This is a genomic window from Aeromonas allosaccharophila (genome assembly GCF_000819685.1).
Classification (GTDB): Bacteria; Pseudomonadota; Gammaproteobacteria; order Enterobacterales; family Aeromonadaceae; genus Aeromonas; species Aeromonas allosaccharophila.
Genome location: NZ_CDBR01000019.1, coordinates 50,628 through 68,528, shown reverse-complemented (window position 1 = coordinate 68,528; position 17,901 = coordinate 50,628). Strand labels below are relative to the sequence as shown.

The following is a 17,901-nucleotide window of genomic DNA, read 5'->3' as shown; positions in this document are numbered from 1 at the left end:
ATGATCATCGCCAAGTGCAACAAAGCCCGCAAAGTGGTTATCACTGCCACCCAGATGCTGGACTCCATGATCAAGAACCCGCGTCCGACCCGCGCCGAAGCTGGTGACGTGGCCAACGCCATCCTGGACGGTACCGATGCAGTGATGCTGTCCGGTGAATCCGCCAAGGGTAAGTACCCGCTGGAAGCCGTGACCATCATGGCCACCATCTGCGAGCGTACCGATGCCGTGATGCCGTCCAACCTGTCTGCTGCCAACGACAGCAACAAGCTGCGCATCACCGAAGCCGTATGTAAAGGCGCCGTAGAGACCTCCGAGAAGCTGGACGCCCCGCTGATCGTGGTTGCTACCGAAGGCGGCAAATCTGCCAAGGCCATTCGCAAGTACTTCCCGAAAGCCTGGATCTTGGCGATCACCACCAACAAGAAAACTGCTGCCCAACTGGTTCTGACCAAGGGTGTAGTTGCTCACGTGGTTGACAGCATCGCCTCTACCGACGATTTCTATCGCATCGGTAAAGAAGCCGCGCTGGAAATCGGCATGGGTCTGAAAGGTGACGTGGTTGTGATGGTCTCCGGTGCTCTGGTACCGAGCGGCACCACCAACACCGCTTCTGTTCACGTTCTTTAATCAGAGCTGAACAACATGAAAACGGCGCCTTCGGGCGCCGTTTTTTTTATCCCTCCCCCCTGCTTACCTGACAAGCCCGGTGTTAGAATCCACGCGAATTTAATCTATGCGGGAAATCTCCCGAATATCGCGTAATAACCCGGAAGTTATATGCCCTCAATACGTTTTAAAAGAGTCTCGGCCACCCTGTTGCCGCTGCTCTGTTTAATCGCCAGCCTCTGCGTCCCGCAAGCCATGGCGCAAGATGCCCCCTCTCGCAATTCCGTTCAGCGAGCGCTGGATGGTCTGGGTAAATCAGAGACCCTGACCGTCAGTCAGCAAGCGGATCAGAAGTTGCTGACCGAGACCCTTGCCCTGCTCGACAGCATCGACAAGGAAGAGGCGAAGGCCAAGACCCAGGCACAGCGGATCCGCAACCTGCCCACCGAACTCAAAGAGATCAGCGCCAAGCTCGATGCCCTGACCAAGGGCAAGAGTGTCGAGCAGATCAAGAGTGAATACGCCAGCATGAGCCTGGCAGAGCTCGACAGCCGTCAGCCGGAAGTGCTGGCCAACATGCAGGAGGCCCAGGAGGCGCTCGGCACCATCGGCAGTCAGCTCACCAGCCTGCAGACCCTGCCGGAGCGGGCGCAGGCCAGAATGAGCCATGCCTATCAGCGCAGTCAGGAGATCCGCAGCCGTCTCAACGCCGGTGAAAGCATCTCCAGCGCCGAGAAGATGAAGCTCAATGCCGAGTTGGCGCTGATCGATCTGCAACTGGCCCAGTTGCAAAAGGATCTGGATAACCGCACCAGCATGCAGGATCTGGCGGTCAAGCAGCGCGACTATCAGAGTGCCCGCCTCGCCATCGAAGAGCAGAAACTGCAGTTGCTGCAGGAGCAGAGCAGCGCCAAGCGTCTCGGCGACACCGAGAAGACCGCCGAGCAGACCGGTGAGCTGGTGGCGACCGAAGACAGCCCGCTGGTGCAAAAAGAGCAGGAACTCAACCACCAGCTCAGCCAGCAGTTGATCAGCGCCACCACCAGCCTCAACTCGCTGGTACAAAAAAACCTGCAAGCCAAGAGCTGGCTGGAGCGCGGTACCCAGACCGAACGCAACCTGAACGAACAGGTGCAGATGCTCAAGGGCAACCTGATGCTGTCACGCATCCTCTATCAGCTCTACCAGCAGCTGGAAGCGGCCCCCTCTATCGCCGTCAAGAATCTGGAAGAGCAGATCGCCGACCTCCACCTGGCCCAGTTCGAACTGAGTCAGCAGCGTGACCAGCTGTTCCAGAAGAATCTCTATCTGGACAACCTGATCGCCGGCAGCAAGGAGCCGGTCAGCGAAGAGGACAAGGCCAACCTTGCCAAGCTGCTCGACACCCGCATCAATCTGCTCGATCAGCTCAACCGCCAGCTCGACAGCCAGCTCACCAACGCCATCAGCCTGCAGCTGACCCAGCAGCAGTTGGCCCGGATATACGCCTCCATCGAGTTCACCCTGCAACAGCACATCTTCTGGGTAAGCAGCAACAAACCCATCGATACGAAGTGGTTTATCAGCTGGCCCGCCCAGGCCTACAAACAGGCTTCCGACTGGGTACTGAAACCGGACTGGAAGCGCTGGCGCGAAGAGCTGCTGGGGATCTCCCTGCTCGCCTTCCCGCTGCTGCTGATCGGCGGCCTGCTGGTCTGGAAACGTCCGGCACTGGTTGAGCGCCAGAAGAAGATTGCCAAGGATCTTGGCCGTTTCCGTCAAGACAGCCAGTGGCATACCCCGCGCGCCCTGCTCTATACCGTGCTGCACCGCCTGCCGGGCAGCCTGTTCATTCTGGCTGGCGGCTTGCTGCTCACCTATTGCGGTTTGCTCAGTCCCAAGCTGATGTTCCAGATCACCCTGAACCTCGCCCTTGGTTATCTGGTGTTCAGCGTCTATCTGGCGGTCATGCGCCCGGGCGGCATCGCCGAAACCCACTTCCGCATTCCAAAAGCGGAGCTGCAAGCCAAACGATCCAGCATGCGCTACCTCTGGCTGCCACTGCTGCCGCTTATCATGCTCGCGACCAAGGCGGTGGTTGAACCCTCCACCCTGGGCAACGATGTGATCGGCCAAGCCATGACCTTGGCCCTGCTGGGGCTTGCCGCCTATCTGGTGTTCCCCATCTCCCGCGCCCGCATCAAGGGCGAGGCAAGCATGCAGAAGTCGCTGATCGCCATCGCCCTGGCGCTGGCACCGGTGGCACTGATCGTGCTGGCGATGCTCGGTTACTACTACACCGCGCTGAAGCTGACCGGTCGCCTGATCGAATCCTTCTACCTCATCATCATCTGGAGCCTGGTCTACCGCACCGCCCTGCGTGGTCTGGAGCTGGCCGCCCGTCGTCTGGCCTACCGCCGTGCGGTGGCTAAGCGCGAGCACAAGTCTTCGGAAGATGCGGAAGGTGGCGAGTCCGTCGAAGAGCAACCCATGGATCTGGAGGATGTCAGCCAGCAATCACTGCGTCTGACCCGTACCGTGCTGCTGCTGATCTTCGGTGTCGCCTTCTACTGGCTCTGGTCCGATCTGGTCGCGGTATTCTCCTACCTCGACAGCATGGTGCTGTGGCACCGCAGTGAAGGCACCGGCGCCAACGCCGTGCTGTTCCCCATCAGCCTGAGTGACGTGCTGATCGGCTTCCTGCTGCTCGGCGGCGCCTGGTCACTGGCGCGCAACCTGCCCGGTTTGCTGGAAGTACTGATACTCTCCAAGCTCAATCTGGCCCAGGGTACCGCCTACGCCATCACCACCATGCTCAACTACGTGCTGATCGGCTTCGGCTCCCTGACCGCCCTCTCCATGATGGGCGTGCAGTGGGACAAGCTGCAATGGGTAGCGGGTGGTCTGTCGGTCGGTATAGGTTTCGGTATGAAGGAGATCCTCTCCAACTTCGTCTCCGGCATCATCATCCTGTTCGAGCGTCCGGTGCGGATCGGTGACACCGTCACCATCGGATCCTTCTCCGGTACCGTCTCCAAAATCCGAATCCGCGCCACCACCCTGACCGATTTCGACCGCAAAGAGGTGATCATCCCCAACCAGCAGCTGATGACCGAGCGGCTGATCAACTGGTCGCTGAGTGACACCGTCACCCGGGTGATCGTGCGGGTGGGCGTGGCATACGGCTCGGATCTAGAGCTGACCCGCACCCTGCTCAAACAGGCGGCCGATAAAAACAGCCGGGTGCTGAAAGATCCGGCCCCCATCGTCTACTTCCTCACCTTTGGCGCCAGCACCCTGGATCACGAGCTGCGCTTCTTCGTGAGCGAACTCGGTGATCGCAACCCGGCGGTGGACGAGTTGAACCGCAAGATCGACCAGCTGTTCCGCGAGAACGGCATCGAGATCGCCTTCAACCAGATGGATGTCTACATCAAGAACATGCAGGGCGAAGAGCAGAAGGTGGAGTCCAACTCCGCCGCTCTGCCGCCCCCCGCGGAAGATGGCAAACAGCCAGCCTGATAGCGAACGGCACTGATCTGATGACAACAGCCGCTCACCCTGGTGAGCGGCTTTTTTTATACGGCTCAGGTCAACGAGGCGGTTGGCAGGTAACGGGTCTGCAGGAAACGGATGACCAAAATGGCTCGCATGAAGACCTTTATCTTCGAGTACACAGGATTGTTCATGACATCGCGTCAGCAGACACCATAAAGCGGTTTACCACCACACGGCTCTCACCTATGGTAAAGCATGCAAAAGATGCATCGAGGAGTCGCTTTTCCCATGAATGACCGAGAACTGCAACAGATCCTGTTTCGCTCCTTCGATGTGATCCCGCTGCCTATTCTGGTGCCAGAATCCATTGCCCGTCACGATGACCGCTCGCCCGACATGATCCCGCAGCGGCGCCACCGCTTCCTGAACAAAGCCTTCCTTGAGCAGCTCGGCTACGACCTTGCCGAGCTGCCGGACATGGCCTCCTGGTTTCGACTCGCCTACCCGGATGAAGGGTATCGCCGCACCATCATCGACTCCTGGCACTCGCAGGTGGAACAGAGCTTGTCACAAGGGCTGGAGGTCGCCGAGATGCCTGCACTGATCCGCTGCAAGGGCGGCCAGTCGCGCTGGTTTATCGTCACCGCCCAGCTGGGGGCCGATGCCATCCCGGATGGCCATATTGTCACCTTTCGCGATATCCACGACCTGCAGTGCATGGTCGAGGAGGTGAGCCGCCTCTCCTGCACCGATCCGCTTACCGAGCTGACCAACCGGCGCGGTGCCCAACAGCAGTTGCAGGCCCTCTGGTTACAAGGTGAGCCCCTCTCGGTGGTGCTGGGGGATATCGACCATTTCAAGCAGGTCAACGACCGCTACGGCCATCCTGCGGGTGATGCCGCGCTCTGCGCCGTCGCCCACGCCATGGCAAGTCAGCTGTTGCCGGGGGAGAGTCTGGCCCGCTGGGGCGGGGAGGAGTTTCTGCTGATCCTGCCGGGTTGCGACATTGAACAGGCGGCACGGCGCGCCGAACAGCTGCGCCAGCATGTCAGTACCACCCGCGTGCCGTGGCAGGGGGAGCAGCTCTCCCTCAGCATCAGCCTGGGGTGTGCCAGCATGACGGGGCAAGAGGGCATCGACTACCTGCTGATGATGGCCGATCGGGCCCTCTATCAGGCCAAGGAACAGGGCCGTAACCGGGTTGTCATCTCGACACAATAGCCTGGTGACCAGAAGGGGAAGCCGACACGCGACCATAAAAAACCGAAGCACCAGGCTTCGGTTTTTTACTGCAGCAACTGGCGTGAGCCAGCCGGGCATTACTTCTTGATACGGATAACCGGGGTCTCGCCCACAGTCACGGCACCAGTCATTTTGATCAGCTCTTTGATCTCGTCCATGTTGGAGATGACAACCGGAGTCAGGGTAGACTTGGCTTTCGCTTCCAGAACGGCCAGATCGAACTCGATGATAGTGTCGCCGCGCTTGACCTGTTGGCCTTCCTGAGCGATACGGGTGAAGCCTTCGCCTTTCAGTTCAACGGTGTCGATACCGAAGTGAACGAACAGCTCGATACCGGAGTCGGATTCCAGAGAGAACGCGTGGTTGGTCTCGAAAATCTTGCCGATGGTACCATCGCACGGCGCAACCATCTTGTTGCCAGCAGGCTTGATAGCGATACCGTCACCAACGATCTTCTCGGCGAAGACAACGTCAGGCACATCTTCGATCGGCACGATTTCGCCAGACAGCGGAGCAAAGATTTCGATGCCGCCGGTGTCAGAGCTATCGTCGGAAACCAGTTTCTTCAGTTTGTCGAACAGACCCATATAAAGCTCCTAGAGATGATTTGTCGCTGTTTGCAGCCGATCTTAGCAGACTGCCTTCTGCTTAATAAAGTTATCTACGCATGCTTCGATTTCAGCGGCGGTGGCAAAGCTCAGTGCTTGATCAGCCATGGCCTTCACATCTTCGAAGTTGGTGTTGCGGATAAGCTTCTTGATACGCGGTACAGAGATGGCGCTCATTGAGAACTCATCCAGACCCATACCCAGCAGCAGCAGGGTGGCGCGCTCGTCACCAGCCAGTTCACCACACATACCGGTCCACTTGCCTTCGGCGTGGGACGCATCGATAACCATCTTGATCAGCGTCAGGACGGAGGGTGACAGCGGGTTGTACATGGCGGAGATCATCTCGTTACCACGATCGACAGCCAGGGTGTACTGGGTCAGGTCGTTGGTACCGATACTGAAGAAATCCACTTCCTTGGCCAGATGATGAGCCATCACGGCAGCGGCCGGGGTCTCGATCATGATACCCACTTCGATGGATTCATCAAAGGCTTTGCCTTCGGCACGCAGTTCGGCTTTCAGCGTCTCTACGGTAGCTTTCAGGCTACGGAACTCTTCGACGGAGATGATCATCGGGAACATGATGCGCAGTTTGCCGAAGGCAGAGGCGCGCAGAATGGCCCGCAGCTGAGCGTGCATGATGTCTTCGCGGTCGAAGAAAATACGCACGGCACGCCAGCCCAGGAAGGGGTTCATCTCTTTCGGGAAATTCATGTACGGCAGCTCTTTGTCGCCGCCAATGTCCATGGTACGCACGATGATCGGCTGATCCGGCATCGCTTCGGCCACTTCTTTGTAGGCTTTGAACTGCTCGTCTTCGGTCGGCAGCGCGTCACGGTCCATGAACAGGAACTCGGTACGGTACAGACCCACGCCTTCGGCGCCATTGCGGATGGCACCTTCGGTATCCTTGACGGTACCGATGTTAGCGCATACTTCGACCTGATGACCATCCAGCGTGATGGCAGGCAGGTCTTTCAGCTTGGCCAGCTCATCTTTCTCGGCCTGGAACTGAGCCTGGAACTTCTTGGCTTCGGTCAGCTGTTCAGCGGTCGGATTGATGATGATCTGGTTGTTGATCGCATCCAGCACCAGCATGTCACCGTTCTTGACGCGCTCGGTGATGTCGTTGGTGCCCACGATGGCCGGCAGCTCCAGAGAGCGGGCCATGATGGAGGTGTGAGAGGTACGGCCACCGATGTCGGTAACGAAACCCAGCACATATTTCAGGTTGATCTGAGCAGTTTCAGACGGGGTCAGGTCTTTGGCGACCAGAATGACCTCTTCGTCGATGGTGCTCAGGTTGACAACGGCGATGCCCAGTACGTTCTTGACCAGACGGGTACCGATGTCACGGAAGTCGGTTGCGCGTTCGCGCAGATAAGGGTCATCCAGCTCGGCCATCATCTTGGCGTACTGTTCGATCACCTCATAGATGGCTTTGTCAGCGGAAGCCTTGTTCTCTTTGATGAAGGATCTGATATCCCCTTCCAGCTCCTCATCTTCGAGCAGCATGATGTGGCCTTCGAAGATGGCCTCTTTTTCCTCACCGAAGGTACGACCGGCCATCTCTTTGATGGCTTCCAGCTGAGCAGCTGACTTGGTACGAGCTTCGAGGAAACGGTTGATCTCGGCATCAATCTGCTCGGCGGGAATCTTGCCCTGATTGATAACGATTTCATCTTCTTTAAGAAGAAGCGCCTTGCCGAATGCGATACCGGGGGACGCAAGAATGCCAGATATCATAATCCTTCCTATTAAAACGACTGTGGGGGAGGAATAAAGCTGGATTACTCCAGCTCGTCCATCAGGGCAACCAGCTTCTCAACAGCTTGTTGAGCATCCGGGCCGTCAGCCTGGATAGTTACATTGGTACCCTTGGTCAGGCCCAGGGTCTGCAGCTTGAACAGGCTCTTGGCGCTGGCGGACTTGCCACCGGAGACCACAGTGATCTCGCTTTGGAATTCTTTGGCTTCTTTCACGAACTGAGCTGCCGGACGGGTGTGCAGGCCGTTTTCAGCAGTAATAACAACAGACTTCTCGTACATGGTTTCACCCCATATTATTGATATTTTTTGGTGGATTGGTCGTTTTTGAAGCGCCCTGACCCACCGTGTCAGTATGGATATGTTGTAAAGTAACGAAAGCAGACCCGCAATGGTTTAATCCAGGTCAAGTTTCTGTGCAGTAATCGGCGCGCTGGTTGGCAATTTTCAGTTATTGGGCTACAAGCCGCATCAGGACTGGCCTGAAATTATTTTATAACGAAAAATAACACTTTGTTACTTTGTGATACCCAGCCAGCAAACACCGCGTGACGCCGCACAGGATATGAGATTTACAGCGGAATGTCTGCTTTTTTTCTCACTCCGGAACTTGTTATTTTACCCCAAAAAATAAGGATCAAGTGACACTAACAGGGGTTGAGTCTAGCCCATAAAGAAGCGGCGCTCCTGGGAGCGCCGCTGTTTTGAAAGATTCTGATCAGTTATTGCTGCAGTTCATGCTCGCTGAACACCCCGGCAAACAGGGCGCTGGAGAGGTAACGCTCCGCCGCACTCGGCAGGATGACCACAATGGTTTTGCCCGCAAATTCCGGTAGCTCGGCCAGACGGCTGGCAGCCACCACGGCAGCCCCGGAGCTGATACCGGCCAGGATCCCCTCCTCCTCCATCAGGCGGCGAGCCATCTCGATGGCTTCGTCACTGGTCACCTGCTCCACCCGATCGATTAGAGAGAGGTCGAGGTTGCCCGGGATAAAGCCGGCGCCGATCCCCTGGATCTTGTGGGGGCCCGGCTTGATCTCTTCGCCAGCCAGCTTCTGGCTGATGACCGGCGACTCGGCCGGTTCGACCGCGACAGAGACCACTGCCTTGCCTTGAGTCTGCTTCAGATAGCGGGAGACACCGGTAATGGTGCCGCCGGTACCGACCCCGGCCACGAACACATCCACTTCGCCATCGGTGGCATCCCAGATCTCGGGGCCGGTGGTCTTTTCGTGGATCTCAGGGTTGGCCGGGTTTTCAAACTGTTGCAGCAGCACATACTTGCCCGGCTCGGATTCGAGGATCTCGTTGGCCTTGGCAATGGCCCCCTTCATGCCGAGCGGCCCTTCGGTCAGCACCAGATTGGCGCCGAGCGCCTTGAGCAGCTTGCGGCGCTCCAGGCTCATGGTAGCGGGCATGGTCAGGGTAATGGGATAGCCGCGAGCTGCCGCGACAAAAGCCAGAGCAATACCCGTGTTGCCGCTGGTAGGCTCGATGATCTCCTTACCCTTGGTCAGGATGCCGCGCTTCTCGGCATCCCAGATCAGGTTGGCACCGATCCGGCACTTGACGCTGAAGCTGGGGTTACGGCTCTCGATCTTGGCCAGCACGCGGCCTTTGGTAACACGGTTGAGACGAACCAGCGGGGTGTGACCGATAGTCTGGCTGTTGTCCTCAAAAATTTTGCTCATGGTGCTATCCCTGTGTTTGTTACGACGATGAAACAAGATTACCCTGTGGTTTCTGAATGAGAAGTGACTATTCGTTATAACCATATGGTATTACAACATATAGAGCTTATTCTCTCTGGCCCCTGACTCCGGGCGCCAATCGTCAAAGGAACCGACGTTATGGGATTTTCAGGAAGCAGCGATTATCTCGCCTCCGATGCATTGAGGATGGCGGTCAATGCCGCCATCACCCTCGAAAAACCGCTGCTGATCAAGGGGGAACCGGGCACCGGCAAGACGGTGCTGGCCGAAGCGGTCGCCGACCATCTCGGCACCAATCTCATTGCCTGGCATATCAAGTCCACCACCAAAGCCCAGCAGGGACTCTACGAATATGATGCGGTGGCCCGGCTGCGCGACTCCCAGCTCGGCGACCCCAGAGTGGCCGATATCAGCCACTATATTCGCCGGGGCAAACTGTGGCAGGCCTTCAGCGCCGAGCAGCGACCTGTGCTGCTGATCGACGAGATCGACAAGGCCGACATCGAATTCCCCAACGATCTGCTGCTGGAGCTGGATCGGATGGAGTTCGACGTCTACGAGACCGGCGAGCGAGTCAAGGCACGCCAGCGGCCGGTGGTCATCATCACCTCCAACAACGAGAAAGAGCTGCCGGACGCCTTCCTGCGCCGCTGTTTCTTCCACTACATCCGCTTCCCCGACAAGGCCGAGATGCAGGCCATCGTCAAACTCCACTACCCCGACCTCAAGGAGAGCCTGCTTGGCGAGGCGATGGAGCTCTTCTTCGAGCTGCGCGAGGTAGAGGGGCTGCGCAAGAAGCCCTCCACCTCGGAACTCTTGGACTGGATCCGCCTGCTACTGGCCGACGATATCGCCCCCGAGGCGATGCGCGCCCGCGAGCCGGGCAAGCTGGTGCCCGCGCTATACGGCGCCCTGCTCAAGACCGAGCAAGACCTGCATCTATTCGAGAAGCTCGCCTTTCTGGCACGGCGCGGCAGCTGACCCATGCTGATCGACTTTTTTACCCACCTGCGCCGCCACAAGCTCCCCTGCAGCCTGCGCGAGTTGCTGGACTTGCACGCCGCGCTGGCCGTCCGGCTGGTCACTGTCGATATGGACGAGTTCTACCAGCTCTCCCGCTGCCTGCTGGTAAAAGACGAGGCCCACTACGATCGCTTCGATCGCGCCTTCGCCGAATACTACGAGGGGCTGGACGCCATCCCCCTGCTGCCGGAAAGCCTGCCCGAGGAGTGGCTACGCAAGGAGTTCGAACGGCTGCTGAGCCCCGAGGAGAAAAAGTTACTGAAATCCCTCGGCGGACTCGACAAGCTGCTGGAAACGCTCAACCAGCGGTTAAGCGAGCAGAAAGAGCGCCACGCCGGCGGCAACAAGTGGGTGGGAACCGGTGGCAGCAGCCCGTTTGGCCACGGCGGTTTTCACCCCGAGGGCGTGCGCATGGGTGGAGAGGGCCAGCACGGCAAGGCGGCCAAGGTGTGGGAGGCCCGTCACTACCGCAACTTCAGCGACGACTCGCCGCTTGGCCAGCGCGCTATCCAGCTGGCACTGCGCAAACTCAGGCGCTGGGTGCGCAAGGGCAATCCCGACGAGCTGGATCTCGACGACACCATCAGCAGCTCTGCCCGCCAGGGCTGGCTCGATGTGAAGCTGCGGCCCGAGCGCCACAACGGGGTCAAGCTATTGGTCTTTTTCGATGTAGGGGGCTCCATGGATGCCCACGTGGCCAAGGTGCAGCGCCTCTTCTCGGCCCTGCGCCACGAGTTCAAGCATCTGGAGTACTTCTATTTTCACAACTGCCTCTACGACTTCGTCTGGAAGGATAACGAGCGCCGCGTTGAAGAGCGGTTCGATACCCTGCGCCTGCTGCGCACCTACGGCAGCGACTACCGGGTGATTTTTGTGGGGGATGCCACCATGGGCCCCTACGAGATCACCTGGCCGGGCGGCAGTGTCGAGCAGTGGAACGAGGAGTCAGGTCAGGTGTGGCTTACCCGCTTGCAGCAACACTTTCCCAAACTGGTGTGGATCAACCCCACCCCGCGCCGGGAGTGGCTCTGGCACCCCTCGATAAAATTGATGAATGATGTGGTTGGCGGGCGGATGCATCCGCTGACCCTGGCGGGTCTCGCTGCGGCGATCGACCAGCTATAACCTTCTCACCCCTATAAACCGACAAGCCGGGAACGCACCCGGCGAGGAGCAAAGATGACCTCTATCGTGATCAGTGGCTCAGGCCTCTATACCCCACCCTTTGCCGTCAGCAATGAAGAGCTGGTGGCCGCCTTCAACCAGTATGTGGATCTCTACAACGAGGAGAACGCCTCCGCCATCGACGCCGGCCAGCTCTCCGCCAAGCAGCATTCCAGCTGCGAGTTCATCGAAAAGGCCTCCGGCATCAAGAGCCGTTATCTGGTGAGCCGCGAAGGGGGGCTCAACCCAGACATCATGCAACCACTGCTGGCGGAGCGGCCCGATGAGATGCCCTCCATCATGGTGGAGATGGCGGTGGCCGCCGCCGAGCAGGCGCTGATCGCCGCCGGTCGCGAGCCGGGGGAGATCGATCTGGTCATCGTCGCGGCGTCCAACATGCCGCGTCCCTATCCGGCGCTGGCCATCGAGCTGCAGCACTATCTGGGGGCGAGCGGCATGGCGTTCGACATGAACGTGGCCTGCTCGTCTGCCACCTTCGGCATCAAGACAGCCGCAGACATGCTGGCGGCAGGCACCGCCCGACTGGCCCTGGTGGTGAATCCCGAGATCTGCTCGGGGCACCTCAATTTTCGCGATCGGGATAGCCACTTTATCTTTGGCGATGCCTGCACCGCGGTGCTGCTGGAGCGGGAAGCCGATTGCAAGGTGGCCAATCCGTGGCAACTGGTGGCCAGCAAGCTGGTGACCCAGTACTCCAACAACATCCGCAACAACTTCGGCTTTCTGAACCGGCTCAGCCCGCGTACCCGCTACAGCGACGACAAGCTGTTTCGCCAGCAGGGGCGCAAGGTGTTCAAGGAGGTGTTGCCGCTGGTGTGCGACCAGATTGCCAGCCAGCTCGATGAGCAGGGCTGGGCCGCTGACTCCCTGAACCGGCTCTGGCTCCATCAGGCCAACCTCACCATGAACCAGTTCATCGGTCGCAAGCTGCTGGGCCACGATGCCAGCCAGCAGGAGGCGCCGGTCATTCTTGATAGCTATGGTAATACCAGCTCGGCGGGTTCCATCATCGCGTTTCATCTGTACAATCGCGACCTTCCTGCGGGAGCCCGCGGCGTACTTTGCTCATTTGGTGCTGGCTACTCCATCGGTAGTCTGCTGCTGCGGCGCCTGTAATGGCGGGCCTCCCGCCGACATAACAATAACCAGCAACATGGGTGGGAATATGCAGAGGATCACGGGGCGCTGCGCCCTGCACTACGGGGTAACCCTGTCACTATTTTGTCTCTATGGCTGGCAGGTCTGCCCGTTTCTCGAGAGTCTCACCCTGCCCCAGTTGCTGGGGCCGACCCTGGTGACGTTCGCCATCATGTTCGCCGTGCGCAATTGGCTGCTCTCAAGGCGGCCCCTGCCGCGCAACGAGCTGAACAGGTTCGGCCTGGAGGTCGGTTTCTACCTGCTGGGGGCGCTGCTGCTCTCGTGCTACAACGCCCTGACCCACGACTTTCCGCTGGAGAGCCACCTCAAGGTGCTGCTGGGGATGACCACCCTCGGCTTTCTGGTGGCCGCCGATCTGACCCTGGAACGGGGCTGGCATCGGGCCAGAGCGCGGCAAACCGAGCTGAGTCTGGCGCTGAGCCACCCGCTGGCCATGCCGCTGCCACGCAAGTTCACCCTCTTTACTCTGGCGACCCTCACCCTGCTGGGAAGCGTCTTCTTCTTGCTGTTCAACAAGGATCTGGAGTGGCTAGTGACGGTGGAGCGCAGCCTGCCGAGGGTCGATGCCCAGCACTACATCCTGTGGGAGATCGCCTTCGTAATGACGGTGACCTTCTGCTATCTCGCCCTCATCATCCACGGTTATGGCCGCAATCTCGGCCTCTCCCTGCGCCAGCAGACCCGCACCATGGCCAGAGTGCAGTGCGGTGACTTCGACGCCAGGGTGCCGGTCACCCGGGATGACGAGTTCGGCCTGATTGCCGCCAGCACCAATCAGATGATCGGCGAGCTGAAATCCCGCAGCGACGAGCTCAACCTGACCCGTGATGTGGCCATCCTCGGCCTCGCCTCGCTGGCGGAGACCCGGGACAACGAGACCGGCGCCCATATCATCCGCACCCAGCACTACGTGAAGGCACTGGCGCAATATCTCAGTCGCAACGACCGGGATCGCTACCCGCTCGATGACGCCACCATCGACCTGCTGTTCAAATCGGCGCCCCTGCACGATGTGGGCAAGGTGGGCATTCCAGACGCCATCCTGCTCAAACCGGGCAAGCTGACCGACGAGGAGTTCGCCATCATGAAGCGCCACCCGCAGATAGGCGCCGATGCGCTGGCCAGTGCCGAGGCGCAGCTGGGCTCCAACTCCTTCCTGCGGCTGGCCCGGGAGATCTCCCTCACCCATCACGAAAAGTGGGATGGCAGCGGCTATCCGGCAGGGCTGGCGGCGGAGGATATTCCTCTCTCCGGGCGCTTGATGGCGGTGGCGGATGTCTACGATGCGCTCATCTCGAAGCGGGTCTACAAACCCGCCTTCAGCCATGAGGAGGCGAAGGAGATCATCGTGAAGGGGAGCGGCAGCCATTTTGATCCCGGCATCGTCGCGGCTTTTCTCGCCTGCGAGACGCAGTTCAGGGAGATTGCCGCACAGTTTCAGGATCACCACTGAGCAGGGGCATCCCGACCCGTTGCCGTGATCGCTGACAGGGCAAAAGTGTCATAAACATGCGCGCAAGCGGCATGTGCTACATCGGGCCGATATTGATATTTCCCTTTATTTACAGATGTTTTTTGTCATTTTGTGATCCGGGTTCGTACCGATGACGCAACCGGGATCACAAGATGGCAGTAAAAGGCCGCAATTTGCCCTCCTGCGCCAATGATGGCTTCCAATGAAAGCGAGGTTTGCTATCATCCGGAGACATTTTTCATCTGTCGCCGGCTACAAAAGAATACCCTCATGTACACACAGTTCTTCGGCCTCTCGGAACATCCGTTTTCCATCTCGCCCAATCCCAAATACCTCTATATGAGCGAGCGCCACGGCGAAGCCCTTGCTCATCTCAACTATGGATTGCAGGATGGCGGCGGCTTTGTGCTGCTGACCGGCGAAGTGGGCACCGGCAAGACCACCGTCTCCCGCTGCCTGCTGCAACAGCTGCCCGCCGAGACCGAGATCGCCTACATCCTCAACCCCTCCCTGACCGAACGGGATCTGCTGGCCGCCATCTGCGACGAGTTTCAACTCCCCTATCCCGAAGATGCCGGGATCAAGCGGCTGTTCGACCTTATTCGCGATCACCTGCTGGCCAACCTGGCGGCAGGCAAGCGCAGCGTGGTACTGGTGGATGAGGCGCAGCACCTGCTGCCCGGCGTACTGGAGCAGCTGCGTCTGCTCACCAACCTCGAAACCGACGAGCGAAAACTGCTGCAAGTGGTGCTGATCGGTCAGCCCGAGCTGCAACAGATGCTGCGCCAACCCCTGCTGCGTCAGCTGGCCCAGCGCATTACCGCCCGCTATCACCTGCTGCCGCTCTCCCACAGCGACGTGGATGCCTACGTCCGCTTCCGGCTGCAGGTCGCAGGCTGCGTGCAACCCATCTTTACCCCTCGCGCCATCAAGACGCTCCATCGCCTGAGCGGCGGCATCCCCCGTTTCATCAACCTCATTTGCGACCGCGCCCTGATCGCCGCCTTCGCCCGTGGCAGCTACAAGGTGGTCCACGGCGATATCAGCCAGGCCGCCTTCGAGGTCAATGGCGTTCGTGACGAGGGGAGCTGGGTCTCCGGTCTGGTGGTGACGCTGGCAGGCGCCCTGCTGGTGGCTGCTGGCTGGTGGGGCTGGCAATTTTTCGGCGTGTTCCCCACCCGCCCGGTGGTCAAGGTTGAGGTGCCGGTCACCATCGACGAAACCGACGAACAGACAGAGCAACTGACCGAGGCGATCAATCAGGCCCTCGACCCCGACAGCGCCATGCAGAATCTCTACAAGGTATGGGGCTACGAGGCCGAGCCGTTCGAGGCAACCTGCGACAACGCGCCCCGCGCCGGCCTGCGCTGTCAGGAGGGAGAGGCGAGCCTCGACGAGCTGCGCGCCCTGCAGCATCCCGCCATGATCACCCTAACCGACGACACCGGCGGCCTCTACTACGCGACCCTGGTCAATCTGGGGCCGGGCAAGGCCAGCCTGATGATCGGCGACCAGAGCTGGCAGGTGGATCGTCAGTGGCTCAGCGACAACTGGGGCGGCAGCTACACCCTGCTCTGGCGCATGCCGAAAGGGGGCGTCAGCCTGATCGCCAGCAATGCCGGTCAGACCCAGATCCAGTGGCTCGACAACGCCCTGAGCCGTGCGCTGCAACAACCCGAGCGCAAGGTGCGCCGTTTCGATGACCAGCTCAAACACAAGCTGCGCCAGTTCCAGCAAGACCAAGGCCTGACCCCTGATGGCATCGCTGGCAGCAACACCCTGCTGCGTCTCAACGCCCTCTCCGGTGAACCCATGCCCAGACTGGAGGAGGCCTCCTGATGTCTACCCTGCTAAAAGCGCTGCACCGAGCGCAGCAACCGCAACAGAGCGCCCATATCCCGGCCATGGGCTTGCCCATGCCCCGGGAAGAGGCGCGTACCTCCCGCCGCATCGGCTGGCTGCTGGCCCCTCTGGCCCTGCTGCTGGGGGCGGGCGCCAACTATGGTTGGCACCTGATCCACCTTCGCCCCATCGAGGAGAAGGTGGAGATAAAAGAGGTGATCACCCCGCCCTTCGTGCGGGTCGAACCCAGGGCGATGGTGACTCGCCCGCTGCCCCCGCCCCTGCCGGAGCCGGTGGTACAACCCAGAGCCGTGGCCAGAAACGAAGGGGCCAGCCAGGGGAATCCCCCCGATCTGAGTCTGGCCGAGCAGCTGATGCGGGCACTCAATGAAACGCCATTGCAGGAGACGCCGAACGCCGCCAGCCAGAACGTGCAACCGGCCCAGTTAATGGCGCTGGGTGCCGCTCCGCAGTCGGTGCGCCAACAGGTGCCGCAACTGAGCTACGGTTCTCATGTTTTCTCCTCCAACCCCGCCAAGCGGGGCGTGGTGCTCAATGGCCGCGAATACCGGGAGGGGAGCGAGATCGCCCCCGGGGTGTGGCTCACCAGCATAGAGCAGCAATCTATCGTGCTGCAGGTCGCCGGGCAGAGTGTGGCCCTCAAGGCGTTGCAGGATTGGACCCCGTGAGCCATCACCGGCAAGGCTGCCCTGTCGGATGCCGCATAAACAATCACCACACAGTGCGGTTATGACCAGTGCCGCGACTGAGGGTTGCTACTTTTGTCAGCACTCATTCAGTCCAGATGTGATGAAATATGCATTTTTGCGCATTGGAGTGCCCGGAGCCGTTGTATCGCGGCAAACCGCCGTACACAATACGCAGCCGCACCAGAACCTGGAATTTGTTGATTAATATGACATTACGATTCAGGGATGACATTTTGACCACGCTGCTGGCCCAGTGCCGGCGGCTACCCATGACCAGAGTGACTCAGGTGCTCTTTCTGGCGCTGCTGATCATGCTGGCGCAGCAGAGCGCCGCGCTCACCTGGCGTCTGCTCACTCTGGCAAGCCCGCCAACCAGCCAACCGTGGCAACCGTCCGCCGTGGCGGCCAGCAGCCAAGGCAACCCGCGCATTGAACTGGGCGAGGTGACCCGGCTGGGGCTGTTTGGCAAGGCGATCCCCAAGGCGCAGGCCAAAGCCGCCGCCGTGGCCGCCAATGCCCCGCGCACCCAGCTCAATGCCCAGCTCAACGGGGTGTTGGCCAGCTCAGATCCCGCCAAATCCATCGCCATCATCGCCATGTCCGGCATTCAGAACTCCTACGGGGTCGGTGACATGATTGACGGCACCCAGGCGCGGATCCGACAGGTCTATCCGGATCGGGTGATCATCGAACGGGATGGCCGCGACGAGACCCTGATGCTGGACGGCGAGGAGTATGGCAAACCGCTGCCGCAAACCGCCAACGCAGCCCCCCTTGGTTCCCTGCGCAGCGAGCTGATGGCCGATCCGGGCAAGATCACCGATTACCTCAATATTTCACCGGTTCAGGTGGATGGCCGCATGACCGGCTATCGCCTCAATCCGGGCAGCAATCCTGAGTTTTTCAACCAGAGCGGGCTGCAGGCCAATGACCTGGCCATCAGCATCAACGGGCTGGATTTACGGGACAACATGCAAGCCATGCAGGCGATGCAGCAGATGGCTGGCGCAACGGAAATGACAGTGACCGTCGAGCGACAGGGCGAACAGTTCGACATCTATGTGCGCTTGTCAGAATAATGATTTGGAGTCG

Annotated in this window: 14 protein-coding genes; 10 read left to right on the top strand and 4 right to left on the bottom strand. The window is 59.8% G+C overall.

The genetic code is table 11. The annotated features are described in order from the left end of the window. The 3 genes from BN1115_RS04105 to BN1115_RS04095 all read left to right on the top strand — a co-directional run. The coding region (locus BN1115_RS04105) for a pyruvate kinase (protein ID WP_042656176.1) at positions 1–630 on the top strand (630 nt) is incomplete at its 5' end. 150 nt (positions 631–780) lie between these two features. Continuing rightward, entirely contained in the window at positions 781–4,110 is a 3,330-nt protein-coding gene (gene mscK, locus BN1115_RS04100) for a mechanosensitive channel MscK (RefSeq protein ID WP_042656175.1), read from the top strand. Between the two features lie 264 nt (positions 4,111–4,374). Then, positions 4,375–5,307, top strand: coding sequence for a GGDEF domain-containing protein (locus tag BN1115_RS04095; protein WP_042656174.1), 933 nt, complete (start codon positions 4,375–4,377; stop codon positions 5,305–5,307). A gap of 98 nt (positions 5,308–5,405) precedes the next feature. Here BN1115_RS04095 and crr read toward each other — a convergent pair whose 3' ends face one another. The 4 genes from crr to cysK all read right to left on the bottom strand — a co-directional run bounded on the left by crr (position 5,406) and on the right by cysK (position 9,396). Further along, complete coding sequence (gene crr / locus BN1115_RS04090; RefSeq protein WP_042061931.1) at positions 5,406–5,915, bottom strand: PTS glucose transporter subunit IIA; 510 nt, start codon at positions 5,913–5,915, stop codon at positions 5,406–5,408. Positions 5,916–5,957: 42 nt separating this feature from the next. Beyond that, positions 5,958–7,685, bottom strand: a complete 1,728-nt coding sequence (gene ptsI / locus BN1115_RS04085) for a phosphoenolpyruvate-protein phosphotransferase PtsI (RefSeq protein WP_042061933.1) — start codon at positions 7,683–7,685, stop codon at positions 5,958–5,960. A 44-nt stretch (positions 7,686–7,729) separates the two neighbouring features. Continuing rightward, complete coding sequence (locus tag BN1115_RS04080; protein WP_005338266.1) at positions 7,730–7,987, bottom strand: HPr family phosphocarrier protein; 258 nt, start codon at positions 7,985–7,987, stop codon at positions 7,730–7,732. 440 nt (positions 7,988–8,427) lie between these two features. After that, positions 8,428–9,396 (bottom strand): cysteine synthase A, encoded by a 969-nt coding sequence (gene cysK, locus BN1115_RS04075; RefSeq protein ID WP_042656173.1) that lies wholly within the window; start codon positions 9,394–9,396, stop codon positions 8,428–8,430. Between the two features lie 159 nt (positions 9,397–9,555). Between cysK and BN1115_RS04070 the strand changes: the two genes are divergently transcribed. From BN1115_RS04070 to exeC, 7 genes are all read left to right on the top strand, one after another. Further along, a complete protein-coding gene (locus BN1115_RS04070; RefSeq protein ID WP_042656172.1) occupies positions 9,556–10,398 on the top strand; it encodes an AAA family ATPase in 843 nt (280 codons plus the stop codon). Positions 10,399–10,401: 3 nt separating this feature from the next. Continuing rightward, complete coding sequence (locus BN1115_RS04065; RefSeq protein ID WP_042656171.1) at positions 10,402–11,565, top strand: vWA domain-containing protein; 1,164 nt, start codon at positions 10,402–10,404, stop codon at positions 11,563–11,565. Positions 11,566–11,619: 54 nt separating this feature from the next. Then, complete coding sequence (locus BN1115_RS04060) at positions 11,620–12,741, top strand: beta-ketoacyl-ACP synthase III (RefSeq protein ID WP_042656170.1); 1,122 nt, start codon at positions 11,620–11,622, stop codon at positions 12,739–12,741. Positions 12,742–12,790: 49 nt separating this feature from the next. Further along, the gene (locus BN1115_RS04055; RefSeq protein WP_042656169.1) at positions 12,791–14,236 is read left to right on the top strand and encodes an HD domain-containing phosphohydrolase; all 1,446 of its coding nucleotides are present in this window, start codon (positions 12,791–12,793) and stop codon (positions 14,234–14,236) included. 291 nt (positions 14,237–14,527) lie between these two features. After that, positions 14,528–16,096, top strand: coding sequence for an ExeA family protein (locus BN1115_RS04050; protein ID WP_042656168.1), 1,569 nt, complete (start codon positions 14,528–14,530; stop codon positions 16,094–16,096). Continuing rightward, positions 16,096–16,788 carry a GspB family T2SS assembly factor variant ExeB gene (gene exeB, locus BN1115_RS04045; RefSeq protein WP_042656167.1) on the top strand — a complete coding sequence of 231 codons (693 nt, stop codon included), beginning with the start codon at positions 16,096–16,098 and terminating at the stop codon, positions 16,786–16,788. Before BN1115_RS04050 ends, exeB begins: the two co-directional genes overlap by 1 nt. A 254-nt stretch (positions 16,789–17,042) precedes the next feature. After that, positions 17,043–17,888: a GspC family type II secretion system variant ExeC gene (gene exeC / locus BN1115_RS04040; RefSeq protein WP_128821646.1), complete on the top strand. Its 846-nt coding sequence runs from the start codon at positions 17,043–17,045 to the stop codon at positions 17,886–17,888. Positions 17,889–17,901 lie beyond the last annotated feature (13 nt).